This is a genomic window from Psychrobacter sp. NPDC064578 (genome assembly GCF_044901245.1).
Lineage (GTDB): Bacteria > Pseudomonadota > Gammaproteobacteria > Pseudomonadales > Moraxellaceae > Psychrobacter > Psychrobacter cibarius_C.
Map to the genome: position 1 here is coordinate 274713 of NZ_JBJDPI010000003.1, position 24562 is coordinate 299274.

General features: G+C 43.4%; 21 protein-coding genes. 9 read left to right on the forward strand and 12 right to left on the reverse strand.

The window, feature by feature from the left end:
* Positions 1-86 precede the first annotated feature (86 nt).
* The 8 genes from ACI2JM_RS04850 (at position 87) to ACI2JM_RS04885 (ending at position 4208) form a co-directional block, all read left to right on the forward strand.
* The gene (locus ACI2JM_RS04850) at positions 87-317 is read left to right on the forward strand and encodes a helix-turn-helix transcriptional regulator (RefSeq protein ID WP_372829160.1); all 231 of its coding nucleotides are present in this window, start codon (positions 87-89) and stop codon (positions 315-317) included.
* A gap of 3 nt (positions 318-320) precedes the next feature.
* On the forward strand, positions 321-626 hold the full coding sequence (locus ACI2JM_RS04855; RefSeq protein WP_296172887.1) for a helix-turn-helix domain-containing protein: 306 nt from the start codon (positions 321-323) through the stop codon (positions 624-626).
* Positions 613-888, forward strand: a complete 276-nt coding sequence (locus ACI2JM_RS04860; protein WP_404642528.1) for a hypothetical protein — start codon at positions 613-615, stop codon at positions 886-888. Before ACI2JM_RS04855 ends, ACI2JM_RS04860 begins: the two co-directional genes overlap by 14 nt.
* Positions 881-1162, forward strand: coding sequence for a hypothetical protein (locus ACI2JM_RS04865; RefSeq protein ID WP_404642530.1), 282 nt, complete (start codon positions 881-883; stop codon positions 1160-1162). The genes ACI2JM_RS04860 and ACI2JM_RS04865 overlap by 8 nt, the downstream gene beginning before the upstream one ends.
* A complete protein-coding gene (locus ACI2JM_RS04870) occupies positions 1149-1346 on the forward strand; it encodes a hypothetical protein (RefSeq protein WP_372829164.1) in 198 nt (65 codons plus the stop codon). Before ACI2JM_RS04865 ends, ACI2JM_RS04870 begins: the two co-directional genes overlap by 14 nt.
* The gene (locus tag ACI2JM_RS04875) at positions 1339-1671 is read left to right on the forward strand and encodes a hypothetical protein (RefSeq protein WP_404642532.1); all 333 of its coding nucleotides are present in this window, start codon (positions 1339-1341) and stop codon (positions 1669-1671) included. The genes ACI2JM_RS04870 and ACI2JM_RS04875 overlap by 8 nt, the downstream gene beginning before the upstream one ends.
* Complete coding sequence (locus tag ACI2JM_RS04880) at positions 1661-1840, forward strand: hypothetical protein (protein WP_372829166.1); 180 nt, start codon at positions 1661-1663, stop codon at positions 1838-1840. Before ACI2JM_RS04875 ends, ACI2JM_RS04880 begins: the two co-directional genes overlap by 11 nt.
* Positions 1841-1949: 109 nt before the next feature.
* Positions 1950-4208, forward strand: coding sequence for a YfjI family protein (locus ACI2JM_RS04885; protein WP_404642534.1), 2259 nt, complete (start codon positions 1950-1952; stop codon positions 4206-4208).
* Between the two features lie 1364 nt (positions 4209-5572).
* Here ACI2JM_RS04885 and ACI2JM_RS04890 read toward each other — a convergent pair.
* The 7 genes from ACI2JM_RS04890 to ACI2JM_RS04920 all read right to left on the reverse strand — a co-directional run bounded on the left by ACI2JM_RS04890 (position 5573) and on the right by ACI2JM_RS04920 (position 17195).
* Positions 5573-7357: an acyl-CoA dehydrogenase C-terminal domain-containing protein gene (locus ACI2JM_RS04890; RefSeq protein WP_404642536.1), complete on the reverse strand. Its 1785-nt coding sequence runs from the start codon at positions 7355-7357 to the stop codon at positions 5573-5575.
* A 320-nt stretch (positions 7358-7677) separates the two neighbouring features.
* The gene (locus ACI2JM_RS04895) at positions 7678-9471 is read right to left on the reverse strand and encodes an acyl-CoA dehydrogenase C-terminal domain-containing protein (RefSeq protein ID WP_404642538.1); all 1794 of its coding nucleotides are present in this window, start codon (positions 9469-9471) and stop codon (positions 7678-7680) included.
* Between the two features lie 393 nt (positions 9472-9864).
* The gene (locus tag ACI2JM_RS04900) at positions 9865-11577 is read right to left on the reverse strand and encodes a putative bifunctional diguanylate cyclase/phosphodiesterase (protein WP_404642540.1); all 1713 of its coding nucleotides are present in this window, start codon (positions 11575-11577) and stop codon (positions 9865-9867) included.
* Between the two features lie 54 nt (positions 11578-11631).
* A complete protein-coding gene (locus ACI2JM_RS04905) occupies positions 11632-12525 on the reverse strand; it encodes a 16S rRNA (uracil(1498)-N(3))-methyltransferase (protein ID WP_201560240.1) in 894 nt (297 codons plus the stop codon).
* 179 nt (positions 12526-12704) lie between these two features.
* On the reverse strand, positions 12705-13550 hold the full coding sequence (locus tag ACI2JM_RS04910) for a methylenetetrahydrofolate reductase (protein WP_404642542.1): 846 nt from the start codon (positions 13548-13550) through the stop codon (positions 12705-12707).
* Positions 13551-13563: 13 nt separating this feature from the next.
* Positions 13564-14988: an adenosylhomocysteinase gene (ahcY, locus tag ACI2JM_RS04915; protein WP_201560242.1), complete on the reverse strand. Its 1425-nt coding sequence runs from the start codon at positions 14986-14988 to the stop codon at positions 13564-13566.
* A gap of 272 nt (positions 14989-15260) precedes the next feature.
* Positions 15261-17195, reverse strand: coding sequence for a TonB-dependent receptor plug domain-containing protein (locus ACI2JM_RS04920; protein ID WP_404642544.1), 1935 nt, complete (start codon positions 17193-17195; stop codon positions 15261-15263).
* 447 nt (positions 17196-17642) lie between these two features.
* Here ACI2JM_RS04920 and ACI2JM_RS04925 point away from each other — a divergent pair, with 447 nt between their 5' ends.
* The gene (locus ACI2JM_RS04925) at positions 17643-19634 is read left to right on the forward strand and encodes a mechanosensitive ion channel family protein (RefSeq protein WP_404642649.1); all 1992 of its coding nucleotides are present in this window, start codon (positions 17643-17645) and stop codon (positions 19632-19634) included.
* Positions 19635-19793: 159 nt separating this feature from the next.
* Here ACI2JM_RS04925 and ACI2JM_RS04930 read toward each other — a convergent pair whose 3' ends face one another.
* The 5 genes from ACI2JM_RS04930 to ACI2JM_RS04950 all read right to left on the reverse strand — a co-directional run bounded on the left by ACI2JM_RS04930 (position 19794) and on the right by ACI2JM_RS04950 (position 24298).
* Entirely contained in the window at positions 19794-20426 is a 633-nt protein-coding gene (locus tag ACI2JM_RS04930) for a DNA-3-methyladenine glycosylase family protein (protein WP_404642546.1), read from the reverse strand.
* Positions 20427-20695: 269 nt separating this feature from the next.
* Positions 20696-21427 (reverse strand): Smr/MutS family protein, encoded by a 732-nt coding sequence (locus ACI2JM_RS04935; RefSeq protein ID WP_404642548.1) that lies wholly within the window; start codon positions 21425-21427, stop codon positions 20696-20698.
* A gap of 68 nt (positions 21428-21495) precedes the next feature.
* Positions 21496-22374, reverse strand: coding sequence for an indole-3-glycerol phosphate synthase TrpC (gene trpC, locus ACI2JM_RS04940; RefSeq protein ID WP_404642550.1), 879 nt, complete (start codon positions 22372-22374; stop codon positions 21496-21498).
* Between the two features lie 70 nt (positions 22375-22444).
* The gene (gene trpD / locus ACI2JM_RS04945; RefSeq protein ID WP_404642552.1) at positions 22445-23566 is read right to left on the reverse strand and encodes an anthranilate phosphoribosyltransferase; all 1122 of its coding nucleotides are present in this window, start codon (positions 23564-23566) and stop codon (positions 22445-22447) included.
* A gap of 108 nt (positions 23567-23674) precedes the next feature.
* Positions 23675-24298 (reverse strand): aminodeoxychorismate/anthranilate synthase component II, encoded by a 624-nt coding sequence (locus ACI2JM_RS04950; RefSeq protein WP_055124884.1) that lies wholly within the window; start codon positions 24296-24298, stop codon positions 23675-23677.
* Between the last annotated feature and the right edge of the window lie 264 nt (positions 24299-24562).

Genomic DNA, 24562 nt, shown 5'->3' on the forward strand with positions numbered 1-24562 from the left:
TTTAGGGGGTTTTTGTTATCTAAAAATAAATCTAATCTGTTAACTCCAGACCACGCCAATCAATGGCAGACAATAGGAGTTACAGCGTGACCCAAGCGACAAACAACCCCCAAGCCCCAGCAATCCACCCAGACGGGCAAATGCGTATTAAGCAAGCCGCCGCCTTAATTGGTGTAAGTCCACTTACTTTGCGTAGATGGTGGCAAGCCGAACCGCCCAAGTTTATCAAGCCGTCAAACGTCAATGGCATTTTGCTATTCAAGAACAGCGACATTCTGGCATTTATCGACAGCCAACACGCAAACAGTGAGGTATAACCGATGACCACTACAGCAACCGCGCCCGTTAATAACGAGCAAGCACCAAAGACCCAAATCGACACAGTAAGAGCGCACTTAATGACAGGCTCATCAATAACCACTTGGGACGCTTACAGGCTTTATCGCATTACCTCACTTGCCCAGCGCATACATGAGCTTAGAAAATCGGGGCTAGTCATTCAAAGCGAAATGGTAACGCACAATGACAAGCGTTTTAGCCTGTATTGGCTCGATGAGGCAGCCTTGTTAGAGATTGAGCACAACCACAGCAACGACAGCAAAGGAGCAGCACATGCCCCAGTCTAATGACGTATTAGAACCGCGCCTAGTGCCAGTTGATAGTTATTACTTGTCTGTCATTGATGACCGCATACAAGACCTATCAAACGATAGCGAGCACCTAGCAATGGCACTTCATGCTATCCATACCGATGATGACGCAAGCCGCGGCGTTATTGTGGCTGTAAGGTCTGCCTTACTTGCTAATAGTGAGCTGGCAAGTATCGTTAGCGAGATGTTGAGTGGGCTTATCCTACTACCTGAAATCAAGGTGAATAATGATGAGTAATAGCGACTTAGTAAACGAAGTTATAGACAGGTTAAAAGATGAAGGTTTTTTGATGATAACTGATGACTTTATCGACCAGTTAATCATTACCTTACACGCCAATGTGAGCGCCATTAATAGCCTGATAGAGATAGTAGAAGTAGAAAATCAATTACTAGCTATACGCCGTGAGTTACCGACAGGTAGTAGGCAAGTAAATTCACTTAAAGAGCTATCCACACGCATAGCAGAAATCGCTTTTAACGTTGAGGGGGTAAGAGATGAGCAAAGATAACAAAACCAATCTAAAAGCCGACCACGGGCAGCACAGTGGCAACCAGCCACCTAAACAAAGTAAGCATAGCTTTATCGGTTTTATGTCAATCATGGCTTGCTTGTTAATGCTGCTACTAATCGCCTCATGCCAGCCCGTCAACGTCCAAACACTCACAAAAATAAAGGTAACTAATTATGCATAACTTAAACAATACCGCCCACGCCAGCCAAGTTAAAACAATCAACATGACCACCGCCGATGATGACGAAGTGATTTTAATGCCGTCTATCATGCTGTCCGATATTGCATGTGACATTAGCGGCGCTATTACCGTCCTAAATGATGTTGGCGCACTCTTAAGCCTTATCTATAAACAAGGCATTACACCCAGCCAAGCGGCAAGTATGGCACGCCTAACACACGATGCCGCCGATACATGGGCAAACCTACTTTGCAGCTCGCTAAACACCCTCAACGAACCATTAGCCCAAAGTGATTTTGGCGAGGTGGTAGCTTATGACGACTGATAAGGACAACCCTAAAACCTTTATGGACGCTCAACTTGCCTTTGCTAAATCAAAGCAGGGCAAGGAGCAAAAAAGAAAGGACACGCAAGGCAGCCGCTATTATCAAATCATGCAAGCAGCCAAACGTGCACAGGCTCAAGACGACATCGACAAGGAGGGCGAACAATGAGGCATTACCCACAGCCCAAACAAAGCCGCAAGTATGCAAAGCGCAAAAGCTACTACAAGAAGTATCGAGCCACACGCCAGCCGAAACAGACGCAAGCAAGGGGTAAAAGATGACCACTACACAGCAAAAAACCCATGCGACCAACACGGGCTTAACCACTGTTTTGGGCGACCACAGCCCAGCGACAGAACAGACATTACAAGGTGACAAACTGCTAACAGATATTTATCACCTGTTAGAACCCAATAGTTTGTTAGACATTCAACATGAAATCGCACCGACCATAGGCGAACATGCAGGGGTAAGGCAGCAAACTACAGGCACAGTAGGAGCAATATTACATAATAGAGTTATAGAGGCAATAAGTATTGTTTGCTTTACACCCAATGATAGCGGCTTGCCCTTTGTCACTGACACAAGCCAATCATGTGCGCTATTGCTTGGCACACCTCAAAGCGATTATGAGCTTGTCATAGTCGATAATTACAAAGACGGGGTAACGCTCGCTAAACACTTTGCACATGAGAAAATCATAGTAGCAGTGAGTCCAACGCCCTACCTGTTCCTTGATACGGTAAAGCATTTTGCACACGATACCCAAGTAACGATATTGCCCAGCATTGAGCACAAGGACAAGGTTAAAAAGCAGTTTGCAGGGTGTAACGTCAAAGTAGTTATCGCCCCATTGGGTGTGATGACTCATCTTGAATGTGGCAAAAGTTATACTGAAATCCTATCTTTTGATGATACCCAGATAATAGATTTACAGTTAGCAGACTGGGCAACGCCAAAAGCAATCAATCACACCTTGCCGCCCGTGACCAGCATAACCAAAAACATGCTACCAGAACCGCTTTACAACTACTCAATGAACAGCGCCGAACGGCTTAACGTACCGCTTGAATTTGTAGCAGTGCCTTTGCTTGTGGCATTGGGCAGCGTCATAGGTACAAAGGTGGCTATCATGCCTAAGCGCCTTGATGACTGGGACATAGTGCCAAATCTGTGGGGTGCAATCATTGGGCAGCCCTCAAGTAAGAAAAGCCCGTCAATAGCCGCCGCAATGAAACCGATTGATAACCTTGCGAGCCAAGCAAGGGCAGCTCATGAACTCGCTAAACAAGAACATGAAACGCAAAAGCTCATCAATGACAGCAAGGCAAAGGCAGACGATGACGCACTCAAGAAAATGGCTAAGCAGCTCGCTACCCAGACCGATGACACGGACGATCCTATAACCAGTGAGGACTTGCACAAAAAGGCAGCCGCCATAGCTGAAAGCAAGGCTCAAGATAACAACGTGCCTATTCCACGCCGGCACATGGTAGGTAATATTACTATGGAGAAACTAGGCGAAATTGAGAACCAAAACAATAACGGCGTTCTACAGTTTCGTGATGAGCTGTCAGGCTTTTTAGCCAGTCTTGATAAGGACAGCGAACAAGAACAAAGGGCGTTTTATCTGTCAGGCTTTAACGGTACGGGCAGCGAAATGGTGGACAGAATAGGGCGCGGCTCGCTATTCATTGAAAATCATTGTTTGTCTGTCATGGGTGGCTTGCAGCCTGATAAGTTAGAGATGTACTTAGAAAAGACCATGAAAGGGTTAGGCAATGACGGACTGATGCAACGTTTTCAAATGATGGTTTACCCAGACCCAATAGCACGGGTTAAGCGAAACGATATAGCAGTCGATAAGGACAGCCGTAACGCCGTTTATGCCTTGTTTGAGGCAATGGACAACCTTTACACCGACAGCCTAGTCAGTTACGGGGCACATGAGCCAAACGAGTATTACAAGCGCCCTTATTTTCGTTTTGATAGTAATGCCTATCCTGTTTTTATGGACTGGGACGACAATTTACAGAACAAAGCTGATGAGGCAGAACATGACGTAATAACTCAGCACTTACTTAAGTATGGCAGACTTGTCCCAGCGTTAGCCCTCATCTTTCATCTGGTGGACTGTGTAGAGATAGGCAGACGGTTAGGAGGGGTTAGCCTTGACGCACTACAAGCGGCGATTGCATGGGGCGATATGTTAGAAACTCACATGCTTAGGGTGTATAGCTGCATTACTGATAATTCACACCTCAAAGCGTCTTTGCTGTCCAAGAAAATATTAGAAATGCTTAAGAAACCAAGTGACAAAACCGACAAAACTAACTGGGTAAGTCATGGCTTTACAGCTCGAAGTCTTAAGCGCAAAAGCTGGAAAGGCTTAACTGATGATGAGGCAGTGCAGACCGCGCTTGATGTGCTGATAGAATATGACTGGCTCAACTACAAGCAAGTGGAAAGCACGGGGCAAGGTGGCAGACCGACAGAGCGTTACTTTATCAATCCAAACCTCAAAGCCTTTATATAGTTTCGTCAGTTTTGGCAGTGCAATATCTGGGCGTTATTAATAAATAGCGTCCTTTTTTGTGCCTGTTTGGGGGTTATGTCAGTTTTGACAGTGCAAAGTTGGAGGCAATAGCAATAATTTAATGATTAATTGAGGCATGAGCGTCTTTTTATAATGTAAAGATACCTAAGGAAACCCTAAGGTTTTAGATGAGCAGACACCGCGCCGCATGTTGTCATTTGTTTACATTAGTAGCACTCACAACATGAGGAAACCCCTAGTTTTTAGATAAGCCCAGTTTTGCGCCTATCTCATGCAAAGGGTAGTTTCTTAACAAGTACGAGCATGAGAACAACGGTAAGGTTACGGTTAGTTTTCGGACACGTTAGAACCTAGCAAAACCCAACATTCAAAACCTGATAAAACCTTACATTCAAAATCAATTTACACCGCCGCGCATGTTGTGAAATGTTGTTATTGGCAGCACTCACTACCCCAAGATAACCACAAGGTTAGAACCTGATAAAACATGAGGTTTTAGCACCGCCGCCGACTTAACAAAACTTGACATTCAAACGTGAATTAATCAATGCCAGAACATGACAAAACATGACATTTAGACGCTCAACAGCTCATGACTGCCATTATTGCAAAGCTATACAGCATAAGGGGTTAGCTAGTTTCTGTACAAGTATCGCGCGCGCACGCGAGGCAAGCACCAATTACAGGGGTTTTTGAGGAATATAAAAAAGGAGTTTTCGGAGTCCATAAAGGGGTAGTTTTTCGGACTGTTTTAAAAAGGACTTGGGCAGGTTTTTGGACATCGTGCAGGGTAGTTTTTGGAGTCCATAAAAAGGGTTGGTTTTCGGACATCTTAAGGGTAGTTTATGGAACAGTACGCGCACAGGGTAGGTTTTGCTCATGCTGGATATTTTCAAGACAAGTAACATGAGGCAGCATAAGGGACTTTTGCGACAAGCAACGAGGCAGACAAGTGGACATTGAGTTACTAACCAATGATATGAGCCTTAACACGTTATCTGTACCGCCTCATTTAGCCGCTACAGCGTTTTAGCCTCGATATGGTACAAAGTTAGCTAAGCTAAGTTAGAGCCTATGAGCTTGTTATCAATTGTTATGGTTTTAACTTGCTGGCATGTTGAGGAATGTTGAAACTTAAACGACTATTTTTAAGGCTTAGCCTGTTAAGTATTGTTAAGGTTATAACTACCAATAGCCAAAAAATAAAGCTAATGGCTACCAAATATGCAAAGGTTTATATAATTGCTTTTAAAAACAATATGTTATACGTAAAAAAGGGACAGTAGCGTGACTGTCCCCTTATCGTAGTGCGGTATGGCTTACTTTATTATAAAAGTAAGAAATTAGCTAGCAGGTACATCAAAGTAACTAAGATCAAAGTTCATCATTGGATCACTACCAGCTTGAACCATTTGTGCATGAGCATCAATGCGTGGCAAAATACGACCGACGAAATAATCGGCAAGCTTGGCTTTATTGGTATAAAACTCACCTTCTTTACCGTTAGCGGCTTCTACCATCAACGCAAACATATACGAATAAGCGAGGTAACCAAAGGCATGCATGTAGTCAACGGCACAGCCATTGACTTCGTTTTTACGCTCGCTAATGTTACTAAGAACGGTGTTGGTCAATGCTTCAATCGTGTCGGCAGCATCTAGCGTTGCTTGCTTGATACCATGATCTGCTTGCATGTTATTGACGAAATCACGAATTTCACCTAAGAAGTGGGTGACGTATTTGCCGTTATTTTTTGCCACTTTACGACCTAGTAAGTCAAGTGCTTGAATACCGTTGGTGCCTTCATAAATCTGTGCAATACGGGTATCACGGACGATTTGCTCCATACCCCATTCGCGGATATAGCCGTGACCGCCAAATACTTGCTGGCAATCAATGGTCGCTTCTAATGCTTTGTCGGTCAAGAAAGCTTTGGCAACTGGCGTTAGTAGCGCAACGCGTGCTGCTGCTGCTTGAGCGGCTTCAGGGTCGGTGCTAAATTTCTCTTCATCAAGATTTTTAGCCACGTACATCGCAAAGCAACGTGAGGCTTCGGTATTGGCTTTGGCATTTAATAGCATACGGCGCACATCGGCATGATGAATGATGGCATCCGCTGGTTTTTCTGGACTTTGCAGTTGGGTATCGCTACGACCTTGACCACGGTCATTGGCATATAGCGCTGCGTTTTGGTAAGCAAGCTCAGAACCACCAAGGCCTTGCAGACCCATGGTGACACGCTCATAGTTCATCATGATAAACATTGATGACAGACCCGTGTTTTCGGCACCAACCATCCAGCCTTTAGCGCTGTCAAAGTTCATGACACAAGTGGCTGAGGCTTTTATGCCCATTTTATGCTCGATAGAGCCGACTGCTAGGGTATTACGCTCGCCTAAGCTGCCATCTGCATTGACCAAGAATTTCGGTACGACAAATAGCGAAATACCTTTTGAGCCTTCTGGCGCGTTAGGAGTTTTTGCGAGTACCAAATGAATGATATTTTCGGTTAAGTCATGCTCACCGCCAGTGATAAAGATTTTGGTACCAGAGATATCATAGCTACCGTCATCATTAGGAACGGCTTTGGTCTTAATAATACCTAAGTCAGTACCAGCATGCGGCTCTGTCAAGCACATGGTGCCCGCCCACTCGCCGTTGTACATTTTTTCTAAGTAAGTTTGCTTTTGTTCTTCAGAAGCCGCTGCGTTTAGGCACAGTGTTGCACCAACGGTTAGGTTAGGGTAGAGGGCAAATGATTGGTTGGCAGTGAATACCATCTCTTCAGTCAGCATGGTCACCATTTTTGGGAAACCTTGACCACCGTATTCAGCGTTACCGCTTAAGCCAACCCAGCCTGATTCAGCATACTGTTTATACGCTTCTTTAAATCCAGTAGGAGTCGTGACGACGCCATTACCTTCAAAGGTTGCGCCTTCTTCATCGCCGCTGCGGTTGATTGGCAAAAGAATGTTTTTTGACAGTTTTGCCATTTCTTCCAAAATCATATCGACGGTTTCCATATCGACATGAGCTAAGTTTTCGTTATTTTGCCAAAATTTAGGCGCGTTAAATACATCATTTAAGATAAAGCGCATGTCATTCAGAGGGGCATTATAAACAGCCATAAACATTCCTTTGGTTCAAATAAATAAAATTAAAGTTGTTAAAGATATCAATTGTTCTTTTGGTCTAACCTTAGCGGTTAATAATCAAAGTTTAGCAAATAAGCTTGCGCACGGGTGTGTTTCTTCGTGAATTGTGCGTACACCAAAAGTATTGATAAAGGATAGCCTTTATAAAAATAGGGATAGATTTTTACAAAAGGTTAGGTTTTTTGAAAGTGTTAACTCTACTCGTTATTAATTTTAATAGCGCTAAGAAAATCGGCAACACACCTGAGTATGTTGCCGATAAAAATACAGTATTAGCAGTATTTAACGTCTAATTAAAAAGCGAACTGATCAACGTCCATGCTCATGTATGGTTCAACACCAGTGCTGATACGCTGTACGTGAGTGGTGGTACGTGGCAATAGCTTAGCAAAGTAGAACTGCGCGGTTTTTACTTTCGCGTCGTAGAAGGCTTGTTCGCTAGTACCGTTAACAAGTTCAGTTTGTGCCACTAATGCCATGCGTGCCCATAAATAGGCTAGCGTCACATAACCGCTGAAATACATATAATCAACCGCAGCGCCGCCAACTGCATCTGGGTTTTCAGTGGCTTGCATGCCGATGCGTGCAGTCAAATCACCCCATTCTTTAAGGTGTTTGGCAAGTGGGCGAATAAACTGACCCATCTCATCGTTTTCTTTGTTTTCTTCACAGAATGTCTGGATGATTTTTACAAAGTTTGCAAGCAGTTTGCCTTGTGAGCCCAATACTTTACGACCTAGTAGATCGAGTGCCTGGATTTCAGTAGTACCTTCGTATAAGCAAGCAATACGCGTATCACGCACGTTTTGCTCCATGCCCCATTCGCTGATAAAGCCATGACCACCATAAACCTGTACGCCATGGTTAGCCGCTTCTAGACCCGTTTCAGTCAAGAACGCTTTAGCAATCGGTGTCAATAGTGACAGCATTTGATCAGCAAATTTAAGCGCATCGCCTTCGCCTTTTGCAACAGTATCGGCAAAATGTGAGAGGTAATAGACTAAAGCACGACCACCTTCAGCAAAGGCTTTTTCAGTCAACAGCATGTTACGAACCGCTGGATGAACGATGATAGGGTCAGCTGCTTTTTCAGGGGCTTTAACACCAGATAATGAACGCATTGCTAAGCGATCTTTGGCATAAGTCAATGAGCCTTGGAACGCATATTCTGCTGCTGTTAAACCTTGCACTGCGGTACCAATACGCGCCACGTTCATAAAGGTAAACATGCACTGTAGACCACGGTTTTCTGGGCCAATCAAATAACCGGTCGCGCCATCGAAGTTCATCACACAAGTGGCTGAGGCTTTGATACCCATTTTGTGTTCGATAGAGCCACAAAAAACCTTGTTGTTTTCGCCTAGGCTGTTGTCTTCATTAACCATGACTTTAGGTACGATAAATAATGAGATGCCTTTTGTACCAGCAGGCGCGCCTGGTAGACGAGCCAATACAATGTGAATGATATTGTCAGTTAAGTCATGTTCACCCGCTGAGATAAAGATTTTTTGACCAGTGATGCTATAACTGCCGTCATCATTAGGTTCAGCTTTAGTGCGGATGATACCCAAATCAGAGCCCGCATGTGCTTCTGTCAAACACATGGTACCTGACCATTCGCCGGTGACCATTTTTTCTAAATAAGTTTGTTTTTGCTCATTTGTACCATGATGCTCGATAGTTTGGATAGCGCCATGCGATAGTCCAGGATACATAGAGAATGACCAGTTCGCAGTGCCCATCATCTCATTGATGACTGTCGATAATGAGAACGGCATGTTTTGACCACCAAAGGCTTCTTCCGCAGACAAGGCTGGGAAGCCAAGCTCACAATACGCTTTGTATGCTTCTTTAAAGCCTTTTGGCGTGGTCACTTGACCATTATCAAATTTACAGCCTTCAGCGTCACCACTTTGATTCAATGGTGATAGCTCATTTTCAGCAAAGCTTGCCGCCATCTCAAACAGGCTGTCCATTAGCTCGCGATCGGCTTCTTGGAATGCTGGCAGGGTTTTATAATGGCTTTCGCTGTCGAGTAACTCATGCATCACGAATTGAATGTCACGTAAGGGCGCTTTGTATTGCATAACTTCCTGTCCTTTTGAGAATATAACCAATCATCATCAAGGGTAGGCACATGACTGCACTGTTATTTAATGCACAAGTCCAGCCCATATTAATCTAACGAGCCCAAATAAATGCTAGGCAATAATGCAGATTGACGATGTTGTCGGCTATATAAAATAGTATTGAAAAGAATGGCGATGGTCAGAGTAAGCTTGAAACTTAATAAGCTCTAACAAATTCACTATAAAAGATAGGCTTTCAGAGGGGATTATACAAGTTTGGTGACAGCACTGATAAGTCATGAACCTATCTTGCATCGGTTATACAATCGACGTTAGGCGTTAAGAGGAAACGCGAATAACCATATGAAAATACTCATGATACTGGATGAATAAACATTCGTTAAAGGGGGTTTATTTGGCGGCGTACTGCTGAATCAACATCTCAGTCGCAGCCTCTGCTGGCACTGGTTTGCCAAACCAATAGCCTTGTCCCTGTTGACAGCCCATTTTTAGCAACACATCTCGCTGTTGTTCAGTTTCGATACCTTCGGCGACTACCTGCATATCAAGTGCCATTGCCAAGTCTAAAATAGCTTTTACAATGGCATGTTGGGTACGATCGGTGTCGATGTTGGATATAAAACTTTTGTCAATTTTAATAAAATCAAACGGATATTCTTGTAAGTAACTCAAAGAAGCATAACCGGTGCCAAAGTCATCCAACGCCAGACAAATTCCCAGCTCTTTGAGCAGAGTAAGCTGTTTTTTGACATTTGCATGACGCTGAATTAACGATGATTCAGTGACTTCAATATGTAGCTGATGCGCAGAAATACGGTGTTGCACCAGTAAATTGCTCACCATCTCAGAAAACTCAGGGTGGCTAAATTCGGCGGCATCTGCATTGATACAGATATGCTGACAAAATCCTTGCTGTTGCCAAGTCGATAACTGCTTAGCTATTTGAACCGCCATGTGCGAGAACAGCTCAAACGACAGTTTATGAGTGATAATGGCATTGATAAAATGTATCGGCTTTAGCAGTCCGCGAGTCGGGTGTTGCCAACGTACCAGCGCTTCAAAACCAATAATGATGCCAGTAGCCAACTCAAACTTTGGTTGATAATAAGGAACAAACTGATTTTCAGTGGTGGCGGCTCTAAGTTCCGCCTCTAACTGCAAGCTACCCGCAGTGGCTTCGTCAATGGCCGTATCATACCAGCAAATGTCATCACCGCCTTGCTGCTTGACATAATGCAGGGCTTTTTCAGCCTTGGTCAATAATCCTGTCACTTCGTCGTCGTTAGTGGGAAAGTAACTGACCCCGACGGAAATATGACAATAAATCTTGGCATCTGTCGCAGTATTTTCATCTAAGGAGAAGGGGCGTTCACACATTTGCATCAAGCTATCTAGCTGATGACGTACCATGTTAGCGTCATTGGATTCGAATAATAACGCAAAATCATCGCCGCCAAAATGGGAAAAACACTGTAAATTATCGAGCTTGAGGTTCTTCAGGCGTGTGACAAAGTTTTTTACCAAAGTGTTGATGCCATCAGGGCCAAGTAAGCTTGCTAGATTGCGATAACGGTCAATATTAAAGCGCACAATCACGACTTCTTGATAGCTGTCCAACAATAGGTCGCTGGTCTGACTCAAGAAAACCTTACGGTTTGGTAACCCAGTCAATTGATCATAATTGAGCAAATGCGCCACTTGCTTTTGATCCTTGACGACCGAGGACATATCACGCACCATACCGATATAGTAAGTCTTATGATTGACACAGATTTTGCGATAAGTCATGTGACAGTCAAGTATTTGTCCATAACGGTTCGGCATCGAAAAGTCGTTTTCATAAAAACCATTGCAGTCTAGATGGTTAGTAATATCTGCTAAAACGGCTCTTTCTTCATCTGATAAAAACTCTGCCGCATAAACACCAAGTGGTCTGCCAAGCAAAAATGACTCACTGTAGCCAATGATAATCTCATAACTGGCATTGACCGATAGATAGCGTAAATGGACATCCAAGATGAATATTGCATCATCAAGCTGCTCACATAACTCGGCCAGCAGTTGCTGTTTGTCTGCGATGGAAATAGGGGGGAAAGCAGTCATAGTTGGACTCATCACGTCGAAATGGAACAGCAATTAGGATTACGCATATGGTATTTACTCATAATAGCTCAAAGCATGCAGAGTCGCCAACGCCACCACGGGTGCGGTCTCGGTGCGTAAGACTCTTGAGCCAATTTGCCAAGGTTCAAAACCAGCCTTCGCTGCTTGCTGGCATTCATCAACACTCAGACCGCCTTCAGGGCCTATTAGCAGCTCAATATAAGGAGACTGTTGCGTTAAGACTGTTGGTAGCGACCTAGGCATTGCTGGTTGTCCTGCAGCTGGTACGCTCAGTTGCAGACGCAAATCTGCTGGTTGTTGTAATATTTGATAATAAGGGTCTTGGCTAAGGGTTGTGACAATAGTACTGGTAGTAGGAGGGCGAACATCCATTTGTGAATCGGCAGAGTGAGTCACTGACTTTTGTAACCAGTCATTTATGGACACAGGCGCAATAATAAGAGGTGGACGGTTAAGACCGCATTGTTCACACGCGGCAATGGCAACTTGCTGCCAATGTGCCAGTTTTTTTTCTACTTGGGCAGGCTTTAGATTGACCTCGCCATGATGGCTACTTAGCAATTGAATGGCAGTGACACCAAGCTCGGTGGATTTTTGAATCGCATAGTCCATGCGTTCACCGCGGCTCATCACTAGACCGATTTTAGTGAAGACAGCGGCACTTCGGTCAGTATCTACATGTGCTAATAATGTCACAGTGGCGTGTTTTTTACTGATGACCTGTAGCTGCACCTGATACTCGCCGCCAAAGCCATCGAATAATATGCCTTGATCGCCAATATTGGCACGTAATACACGGCACCAATGATGGACGATACTCTCTGTTAATTCGGCACTATCCCCAATAGCCAAGGTGCTAAGTTGAGGATGGAGTGAGCTTCTTTCATCACTGATGTCATTGCTGGTGTCATAAAAAAAACGTCGCACAGTTGCTTAGTCCTATTGTTTGAATAATATATTTCAAATATCTTAGCAGAATATCGTTTGAGAGGGTAAAGGGATTATCTTTAGTAGAATTTGCATTAGTGCAATTCTTATACCAAAAAGACTGGCGCTCCTAGGAACGCCAGTCTTTAAAAAATACATTCGATAAATATGATGAGTAATTAAGCTAAGCCGAGTGCTTCAACCAAGCGCTTGTTTGGCTCAACCTTATTCATGCTATAAAAATGCATGGCAGGTACGCCCTCAGCAATTAAGCGCTCGCATAAACGATAGACGACATCAAAACCAAATTCACGAATGGCTTTGCGGTCATCGCCAAAGTCAGACAACTGCTTACGTACATAACGCGGAATATCAGCGCCACAGCTATCGGCAAAGCGTACCAAATTACTTGAGTTAGTAATTGGCATGATACCAGCGATTAAAGGCTGAGCAACCGTATCGATACCACGCTTCTCTAAGGTATCTCGCAAATATAAGTAACTATCAGCGTTATAGAAAAACTGGGTAATCGATGCATTAGCACCCGCTTGGTATTTATTGACCAAGCTGTCAATATCAAACGCAAAGCTACGCGCTTGTGGATGCATTTCAGGATACGCTGCGACCTCGATATGGAAATGATCGCCTGAATGTTCACGGATAAACTTAACCAAGTCTAACGCAAATGGTAGCTCGCCCATACCAACCTGACCTGATGGTAAATCACCACGCAACGCGACTAAGCGCTTGATGCCCAAACCTTTATACAGATCGAGCAATTCAGCGATTTCCGCCTTATCATCACCGATACAAGATATATGCGGCGCAATGTCAGTCTCACCGCGTGCGCACAGGGCTTGAACGATATCTAAAGTGCGATTTCGGGTTGAACCACCAGCACCGTAGGTCACCGAAAAATACGCAGGTGATAGCTTATTCAGCTCATCATAAGTACTGAGTAGTTTTTCATGACCTAGCTCGGTTTTAGCAGGAAAAAACTCAAAGGAGAAAGCAGGCTTAGTCACAGTCTGGCTCCTTTTAGTATTTGTAAGCGTCAGGCTTAAATGGACCTTCGACAGGCACACCCAAATACTCTGCTTGTTTTTCAGTCAGCTTAGTCAACGTACCGTTAAAGCCAGAAACCATCGCCGCAGCGACTTCTTCGTCGAGCTTCTTAGGCAGTACTTTTACATATAAATTGTCAGTACGTGCGTCGGCTGGCAAGTCAGCAAACTTTTCTTCGAACAGATACATTTGTGCCAATACTTGGTTGGCAAATGAGCCGTCCATCACGCGCGATGGGTGACCAGTGGCATTACCAAGGTTAACCAAACGACCTTCAGCAAGCAAAATCAAATAATCATTTTCGTCGTCCGAGCGGAAAATTTGATGCACTTGTGGCTTAATCTCAACCCAGCGCCAGTTATCACGCATGAATTGGGTGTCGATCTCAGTATCAAAGTGACCGATGTTACAAACAACCGCACCAGGCTTAAGGGCTGCTAGCATATGTCTGTCACAAACATGGTAGTTACCAGTAGTAGTAACAATCATGTCAGTGTCTTCAAGCAGACGGGTGTTGATGTTTTCTGCGCCGCCAGTGTTATCACCATTGATGTAAGGTGACAATACTTCAAAACCGTCCATACATGCCTGCATGGCACAGATAGGATCAACTTCTGAGACACGTACGATCATGCCTTCTTGACGTAAGCTTTGTGTAGAGCCTTTACCCACATCGCCATAACCGATGACCAAAGCGCGACGACCAGCAAGGAACATGTCAGTTGCACGTTTGATAGCATCATTTAAACTATGACGGCAGCCGTATTTGTTGTCGTTTTTAGACTTAGTAACCGCATCGTTAACGTTGATAGCGGGAACTTTAAGTGTGCCTTTATTTAGCATTTCGACTAAGCGATGGACGCCAGTAGTGGTTTCTTCTGAGATACCATGGATGCTGTCAAGAAGCTCGGCATAATCATTATGAATCAATGCAGTTAAATCACCGCCATCATCTAAGATTAAGTTGGCATCCCAAAGCTGACCTGACTCTTCGCCGCCAACGTGGATTTGTTGACGTAAGCACCATTCGTACTCTTCTTCAGTTTCGCCTTTCCAAGCATAAACAGAGATGCCAGCAGCAGCAATAGCCGCAGCAGCATGGTCTTGGGTTGAGAAGATATTACATGAGGTCCAACGTACTTCAGCACCTAGCGCGACTAGTGTCTCGATAAGGACGGCAGTCTGAATCGTCATGTGGATACAGCCAGCGATTTTTGCGCCTTTAAGCGGCTGATCGGCTTCGTAGCGACGACGCAAACCCATTAGGGCAGGCATTTCAGCTTCGGCAAGGGTAATTTCACGGCGACCGTAGTCAGCAAGGCTGATGTCGGCGACTTTATAGTCAGTGAAAGAGGGGTCGATCGTATGGGCAGATGGGGTGTTAGACACTGCGTCCATAATATGCTCCTATCAGTGGTTAAGGTATGATAAAAAGAATAAAAACGCAGGTGCCGTTGTTTGCGCTGTGAGCGACCAAAATAGGGCGATCGACAGTTAACCGAGCCTAACATAATGATTGATTAACATGGCTTTGAAGCCTAGATGCAATAATCAATTATTATGGCGCAACACCTCTCGGAGGGTGTCATTGTAATAGATGACAGATAAAATGTCACCCATAAAAAAAGACCATCAATAGATGGTCTCTTTTAATAACAGAACGAATAACTCTAGTACCAGTTATAAGTTAATGAGGTGAAGAAGTTAGTGCCGTCAGTATTATAACTAGGGGCTGTTACATATTTTTCATTGAACACGTTATTTAAACGTGCAGTCATAGATAGGTTGTCAGTCAGTTTGTAATTACTACTAATATTTACTAAATTATAACTCTCAACTTTCGTATCATTAGTAGCGTCATAATAATAATCATCCACGTACTGGTATTCAGCACGGATATCTAGATCTGATAATTGATAGCCGACATAGACCAAGCCTTTATGTTCAGGACGAATAGCTAGTAAGTTACCATCATTACCAAGTCCACTATCATTTTCGGCTTTCTGGTAATCATAGCTTAAGCCAAATAAGTAATTATCAATATTCCAGTCAGTGCTTAAAGTAGCACCTCTTATTTTTGCTGATTCAATATTTTCATTTTGTGAACCAGACCAAGAGATAAGGTCATCAACTGTATTATGATAGCCTGTCAAGCGCGTAGATTGAAGCAAAGTATCATACTCAATAAAAGCTTCATAGTTGTCACTGGTTTCAGGCTTTAAGTTTGGATTACTTCCCCAACTAGCTGGACCAAATAATTGGGTAAAAGATGGTACGCGATAACCTTTAGCATAATTCGCTCCGACACGTAATTCAGGAGTGAAGTGATAAGCGGCGCCTAAGTTATAGGTGGTTTCACTATCAAAATCAGAATAATCATCATGTCTAACATTAGCCTGAGCGTCTATATTATCTTTAGATAGAATATATCCTAGATAACCACCAGTAACTTTACGGTCATCAGCTTCATAAACACTAGAGTCTAACTCTTGTTTTAGGTGCTCAATACCATAAACAGCAGTACCAATAGGTAACTTATAATCACCTGTTAAGGTGATCTGCTGTTGAGTGGTATCATATTTATCTGGATTGCCCACTTTGGATTCATATTCATAGGTAGAAGAGTCGGCAACACTGTATCCATAAGCTAGCTTAGCTGTTTTTTCAGCATCTTTGTACTGGATATAGGCGCTAGCAACCCCGTTTTTTTGATTGACATAAGCGTCATGTAGAGCTGTTTCTAGCTTTTCATAGGGAGATTCCCAGTTATACTGATCTGCTGAATCAATATCTGTGGTTGAGTCAGTATATAAGCCACTAATACCTACCGTGACCGCTTCATTCACCTTTTGGTTAAGATTCAAACTATAGTTATTGCTCTTAAATCCATCATCGTCTTTATTATAACCATAGCCATCGGGAGCAACGGCGCTAAAACCCTTGGTTTCATTACGGCTAGCAGAGAGACTTAGGCTCGTACCTTGATCGTTTCTGAACTGTGCAGTAGCACCATATAGGTAATGGTCGTGAGAGCCTGCTCCTGCAGTTACAGAAAATTGATTTTTTTCAATATTAGAGCCTTTTGTGAATATTTGAATCACGCCACCCATGGCATCAGCACCATACATACTTGAGCCTGAAGCACCGTATAATATTTCGATACGTTCAATTTGCTCAGCAGGCAATAAACTTAATGCTGCACCGCCATCATCAACAGAGCTATAACGTATCCCATCAACTAAAACTAAAATCTGTCTTTTGTCATAACCACGAATGTAGAAGTTGCCAGTAGTTCCCATGCCACCGTTAGAAAAGTTACTAAAACCTGGTTGCCGAGAGATTATATCTTGCACGGTTTGACCTTGATAACGCTGTAATTCTTCGCTATCAATAACCCTTGTTTGGGCAATGGTATTGCTGATTTTGGTAGGGGTGCGGGTAGCTGTTACAACGATTTCATCGAGTTCAACTTGTGGTAGCTCGCTATCGCTAATAGTAGCAACGTCAGGTGTCACTGCCATTGCTGTGTTAACCGCAAGTAAACCTAGTGCGCTTAAGATACTCAAACGAAGGTAGGTACGTGAAGATGAACGTGATAAAGACATAGTCAATTCCAAAATAATCATATTAAAAAATGCAGCGAAAAAGCAACCATATTGACGTTAATATGGCTAAAAATTACAAAAAACAGTGGACAAGCAAAACTGCGTTCATTATCTACAAAACAGACCGCTTTATAAACCACTTTAACCTAATGTTTATTCACGATAAGCTGAGGAGTTTTCATGATAGATTGCGGTTTACTCATTTAACGATTATCACTCTCATTCATAGTAGGCATTGAGAAGGAGTATCGTGAAAGGTGATAAAAAATCAGAAGCCATAAGCAAAGGTGAGAGCAGATAACTCACATAGATGACCATAAAAACGTGTAATCAAAAGCACTGCTGTTATAAATAATTGCTATTATGGGGAAGTGCTCATTTGTTCTTCGTTGTACCATTCATAATGCTAAGAGGTTTGTTTTGTCTATTAAGTATCGCCTGATTCCTATGATTACCAGTCCCGAGTTGTCTTCACCATACTCAATCATCAAAATGCCACTAATGGCAATTTTGTTTTTGCTTGTGATGCTGTTGAGTGCGTTGTTACCAAATAATGCATTTGCTGCTGAAGCTAGCGCACTGGGGATGGGTGGCAGTACCAGTGAGGAGTCGGCGAGTACGCCGATACCAGATTCATTCGGACGCGATACACCGCGCCATACCGTACAGGGCTTCATCAGTGCGTTAGGTGAAAATGACTATCTGCTGGCGAGTAATTATTTAAACTTATCAAAGTCTGACAATCCAACCACAATCGTTCGTCAATTCAAGCAAGCGCTGGATGCAGGCGGGCGTTTTCAGCCTGATTTGCAGATTAATAATACGTCTGAGGGCAATCTAACTGATCAGCTACCGCCAAGCCAAGAAAACGTCGGTGCGATTAATGTGGGTGAAAAAAGTGTGCCACTGATACTTGAAAGAGTGGTGTCTAAGCAAGGAGAGCAGTACTGGCAGTTTTCTACGGATACGCTTAGCTCAGTACCAGAAGTCATAGAAAATACCGAACCAACGTTAGTGTCTCGCTATACTTTTGATTCATTAGAAGGCAAAAAGCTGTTTGGCTATCAAGTGGCGGATTTAGCCGCAGCGTTAATGATGACTGTCGGCAGCTTTGTATTTACTTATATCATGGTATGGCTGCTGTACCATCTATTACGAATCGTCTATCCTCGTGTACGCGGCGTACCATTGCCATTACCTGATAAGGTCGTATTGCCGCTGGCTGTGGTCATTATGGCGCTGATATTGTCAGAAGTGATGGTATATGCGGGCGTGTCAGTGACGCTGCGAGAACCGGTCAATCGCTTTACTGAGATTGCATCTTGGCTTGCATTAACTTGGTTGCTGCTACGAGTCATCGATGCCATATTCACTCGTGCGGTAAATTTAAGTTATAAGAAAAACTATACTGAACGGGTCTCTATCTTGGGGCTGCTACGCAAAGTCGTCAAAGCGTTGCTGCTGATTTTTGCTGTGATTGTTATCTTCGGTAATTTGGGTTTTGATTTGACCACGGGTATTGCCGCCTTGGGTGTGGGTGGTTTGGCATTAGCACTGGGTGCGCAAAAAACCATCGAAAACCTTGTTGGTAGTGTCGTGGTCGTGGCGGATTCGCCCGTACGTATTGGTGATTATTGTAAGTTTGGCACTTATGAAGGCACAGTCATTGATATTGGTATTCGCTCATCACGTGTGCGCACCTTGACGCGCACTGTTGTGACTGTACCAAATGGTGATTTCTCATCGATGCAGATTGAAAACTTTACGTCCCGCGATATGTTTCGCTTCTTCCATCAGTTATATATTAAACGCACTGCTGATATTGATGTAGTCTTTAAGATGGTCAAGGACTTGGATGAGTTTATAGATGAGCATTATTTGACCAACCAAGAATGGAATCAGGTCAATATTTTAGAGCTACGTCAAGACTGCTACATCATTCAATTACAGGCGTATGTTAATGCTAATGGCGTGACTGAGTTCTATGACAAACAGAACGTTTTGTTTGTTGATTTATTGAACCAAGTGGCGAAATATGATGTCGAGCATGCCTTGCCAACACAGCAGCTTATTGTCAATCAAACTGAGCTTGAGCATCACATAGAAAACGAAATTGAAGATAACAATAAGGAAGGTAACGTCGCCGAAACGACAAAAGACATGTCAAACGATGGCCATGCTGATGATGCTGCTGATGATGCTGCTGATGACGATGCTAGCGACAATAAGGATAACAGCAACGATGATAAGCATGCCGTGGACTTGAGTAAAGATAATGTCAAGGTAGATGAAAAAGGCAGTCAGCGAACCTCTAAATCAGTCGAGAGTAAAAAAGACAATGCGTTTAAGGCATTGAGAAATAAAAGCCGTATGATAAAGAAAATCAAGTTCAAGTACGCAAAAAGAAAATCTGGCTTTTCTATATGGAATCAGCCATAAAATTATGGATTAAAAACGTTATAAGATAAGCACTTGAGGCAAGTATCAAGCGTTTATCTTATACCATCCACAAAAATTAGAGCAGCAAAGAAAACGAGTGCTAGACTAAGCTTAAGCTAAGCGAGTTTGACATAGTGAATCGTACTTTGATGTTTGGCCTTATAAAGGGACAGCGGTTTGATTACGTAATAAGCCGTAGTATGACCATAGCAACAGACTGGCAGCGCTGCGATGTGGTGACCAATCTTGAGTTAGATTCTTTAACTGTTTCGGCGTTGGGCGTTCCGTTAAGCCTAATAACGCCATCGCCGCTACTTTAATTGCTAGATCATCGACCGCAAGTACGTCTGCACGTTTCAGAGAGAATAATAAATACATCTCAGCCGTCCAGCGACCAATACCAGTAACGGCTGTCAGCACTTCTATTGCTTCTTCATCAGGCATAATTTCTAACGCAGCAAAGTCTATATCATGATCGACTAATGAGCGAATATAACGGGTTTTTTGTTTAGATAACCCTTGCGCTCTTAAGTCTTCATCTGTTGCTTTGATAATCGCCTGTGGATTCGTTAAGGCGGCATCAAGTAGTCTTTGCCAAATACTGGCTGCTGCTGTCACAGACAGCTGTTGACCAACCATTGCTCGCATCAACTGCTCAAACCCACCGATATTATGCCGTAGACTGGGCATACCAACTTGCTCATAAACAAGAGCGAATCTTGGTTCGATGGCAATCAAGGCGATGATATGCTCTTCTAGTGCTTCAGTGTTTTCAATAGTCTGTAGGCTCATAAATGTCTTATCCTAAGTGAGTACCCTGCCGCTGAAGTTGGACGCTGCAAATGATGTATAGTCAAAACACCCTAGAAACGCTACGGCACTATTGATGTCAATTTTTTGTAGCCTCTGTCTGCACAGGCACAGCAAGCAAGAAAAATTGATATCAATAGTGCATGATGTATCGATATTACTTTTCACTGACTATAAACAGTTTTTTTTGATAATGAACATAACAAAAAGGACTGCCAATAAGCAGTCCTTTTTATGTTTAACGATGCAGCTTATTCGCCATCAGTTTTAGGCTTTTTAAGCAGTACTAGTACCGCGCCGTTTCCACCATCTTTTGGCGGTGCAGAGCAAAATGCCAGTACTTCTGGCAATTGACGCAGCCAACCGTTGACGCAGGTTTTTAAAATGGCCTCAGAGCCTTTACCATGAACGATTTTTACCATAGTCTCGTTTTTCTGTTTTGCTTGACTTAGGAGTTGAGTCATTGCCACGCGCGCTTCTTCGATGGTACAACCATGAATATCTACGGCGTCATACCAACGTAGCTTGCCTTTTTTAAGCTGATCAAAGATTTTATTCTGCAAAGTCGGCTGTTTGTAAGATAAATAGGCTTCAGCAGCGACAGGGTTGAGTAGTGCTTGCATATCTGACAAGCCAGCTCCCAAATCACTCGCTTCACTACCTTGCGCGGCAGCACGTTTAGACAAGGTGGTCGCATCAGGTTTGCCCGCTTTGCTAGCATTGGCAGGTGAGCGTACGTTTTTGTCTTCAAGCTGATTGACGCCATGCATTGCTTGCATAAACAGCACTTTATCATCGTCAATATGCTCGCTAGCCATTTGCTTGACAGTCTTGTTTACTTGCTTTTGCGTAGGCAATGATACAGGCTCAGTAGGCTTTTGGTTTTCATCTTCAGGCGAATTGGTATCGCGACCTTTGCTAAGTTGGCCTTTTAGCTCTTTGAGCTGGTCTTGCATTTCTTTTGAAAATAGAGAGTTTGACATAGAATTTAACGTATCGTTGGTTGATGAATGATGGATTGATTTAAACTGTTTAGTAGACTTAAGCCACTTTACCCGTCTGCTGCGACGCCCGCAAGTAAGGATTGTAACGCTTGTCCAGGATGATTAGTCTTCATGAACTGTTCACCGATTAAAAAATGCTGAATGTCATTATCTAACATCAAACGAATATCAGCGCTATTATGAATGCCACTTTCGGTGACGATAAGCGGTTTAAGCGTGCTATCCACATCAGCTGCCAGTGCGTCGATTAAAATATTTTTTAGATCTAGCGTGGTTTGCAAGTCGACATCGAAAGTATTCAAATCACGATTATTAATACCGTAAATATTATGCGCTGAGCGCGGTAGCTGTAGCGCACGTTCAAGTTCGAATTGGGTATGGACTTCTATCAATACATCCATACCCAATTCGATACTTAGCGTATGCAGCTCTTGTACTTGGGTGTCGTCAAGGCAGGCCATAATGAGTAAAACACAGTCAGCGCCCATCAGATAAGATTGATAGATCTGGTACACATCTATCATAAAATCTTTGCGCAGTATCGGCAGGCTTGAGGTATTAGTTGCTTGAATAAGGTAGCTATCATCGCCCTGAAAATAATCGCGATCAGTTAGTACTGACAAACAACTGGCACCAGCTTGCTCGTACTGCTGAGCAAATAGCGCGGGTGCGAAGTTATGATTGATAACGCCTTTAGAGGGAGAGGCTTTTTTAATTTCAGCAATGATACCGATACCGCTCTCTTCAGTACTGATAGCTCGCAATGCCTGAGCAAAACCTCGACGCGGTTTATTATCAGCTGCGACCTTGGCTTGTAAATTTTCAAGAGATAGTACCTCTTGAGCCTTTTTTACTTCTTCTATTTTAGTGGCGACAATGCGTTGCAGTACGGAAGGAATATCTGTCTTAATTTCTGTATGAGTCATGCGGGTATCCGAATATCGTTGAATGTAAATAGACAAAATAGCTAGAGTGCACAGTAATGGTGCTTAGCCGTTAAGCATGAGTCACCAGTTGCTGCGTGTATGTGGCGAGAGACTCGAGCTTGAGTAGGGCATCACCATTCTGAATGACTTTTTGTGCCCGACTAACACCATTAGCATAGTTGCTGGCAAGCCCTGCGGTATATATGGCTGCACCTGCATTTAGTGCAATCATATCACGTGCTTTAAGTACAGCACGGTCTTGAGAGTTTTCTCCTGATAGAGCCGCGCGAATCAGCTCAAGACTTTGCGCTGGGGAATTTACATCGAGACCGATAAGGGTTTGTGACTCAATACCTGCATCTTCTGGCATCATCTCATAAACGGATATCTCACCGTTTTTTAATTCAGCGACAGTGGTAGAAGTGGCAAGGCTAATTTCATCTAAGCCATCTTTTGCACCAACCACCATGACATGACGTGCGCCTAGGTTTTTCATGACCTTGGCGATAGGCTCGCACAGCTGAGCGGTAAAGACACCGATTACCAAATTGGGTGTGCCAGCAGGGTTGGTTAATGGTCCTAAAATATTAAAGATGGTGCGCGCTTTGAGCTCGCGGCGTACTGGATTGGCATAACGCATCGCACTGTGATGATTGGGCGCAAACAAAAAGCCGATACCTTGGTTTTCGATACATTCTTTAGATTGCTCAGGGGTAAGTGCCAGACTGATACCTGCTTGCTCAAGCAAATCTGAGCTACCAGAGTTGGTAGAGACGCCGCGGTTACCATGTTTGGCCACTTGCGCACCAGCAGCGGCAGCAACCAAGGCTGATGCAGTAGAAACGTTGAATAAATTGGCACCATCACCGCCAGTTCCGACGATATCGACTAAGTAATCACAGCCCCGTGGTTCGATATTGGCTGCTAACGCACGCATTGCACTGGCAGAGGCAGTAATCTCATCGATGGACTCACCTTTCATACGTAGACCAGTCAAAATAGCACCCATCATGGCGTCGCTGCATCTGCCTTGCATGATAATCAGCATCACCTGATACATCTCATCAAAGGTTAAATCAATGTGCTGAAAAATTCGCCCCAAAGCTGTCGTCAGTAGCGTATGTGTCTCTTCATCAGACAGTTGAGCAATATTAGTTGGAGTAGGGCTTTCATTTGTTTTTGTCGTACTCATTGTGATCTCTCTTAATATTTTTATCCGTTAATCTTAAATTATCAATAGAATAGTTTTGATTTTAATTTTGTTATTAACGCCTTTTTTAGAACATACTTTAATAAACTATTAGCCGACTTGTGGTAGTTCATCTGAGGTTAGGACTGACAAATGATGCGTTTGCAAAAAATTGTTGAGCAGCTGATAGCCTGCTTCGCTTAAGATAGACTCAGGATGGAATTGTACCCCTTCTATCGCAAACGTTTTATGACGGATACCCATGATTTCTTCAATACTGCCATCACTGTTTTGTGTCCATGCGGTCAGCTCAAGACAGTCGGGCAGGCTGGTTTTATCAATGACAAGCGAATGATAGCGCGTGACTTGTACGGGATTAGGCAAGCCTTCAAAGACACCTTGGTCAGTATGATAAACGGCGGATAAGCGACCGTGCATGACTTCGCCAGCCTTGACGACTTGTCCACCAAATGCCTGTCCAATGGCCTGATGTCCTAGACAAATACCTAGTATCGGTATCACGCCCTGAAAAGTCTTGATAGCTTCTAGAGAGATACCAGCCTGATCAGGATCGCAGGGACCGGGGCCAATGACGATCGCATCTGGCGCAAGGGTTCTAATATTTTCAATCGTGGTTTGATCGTTACGCCAGACGGTGATGTCCTGCTGTAATTCACCGAAGTACTGTACAATATTGTACGTAAAGCTGTCGTAATTATCGATCATCAGAATCATTAGCGTTCTACTTATTGAGTTCTACTTATGGAGATGGTTATATAACGCCGTTATCTTACCACTATTTTGTAGACTATCAAATGTAGGGTGCAGGCGACCCAAATAAGTGGTGAATAACAATCTATTTTTCTTATTGGATGACATTCGTTAACATCTCAAACGCACTAAAAAAGTACACAATTTTTATTTATATATTCAATATGCACTAATTTAGTGCAGTCATGCGTTATTAATGACTTTGGATAAATAATTTGTATGACACCA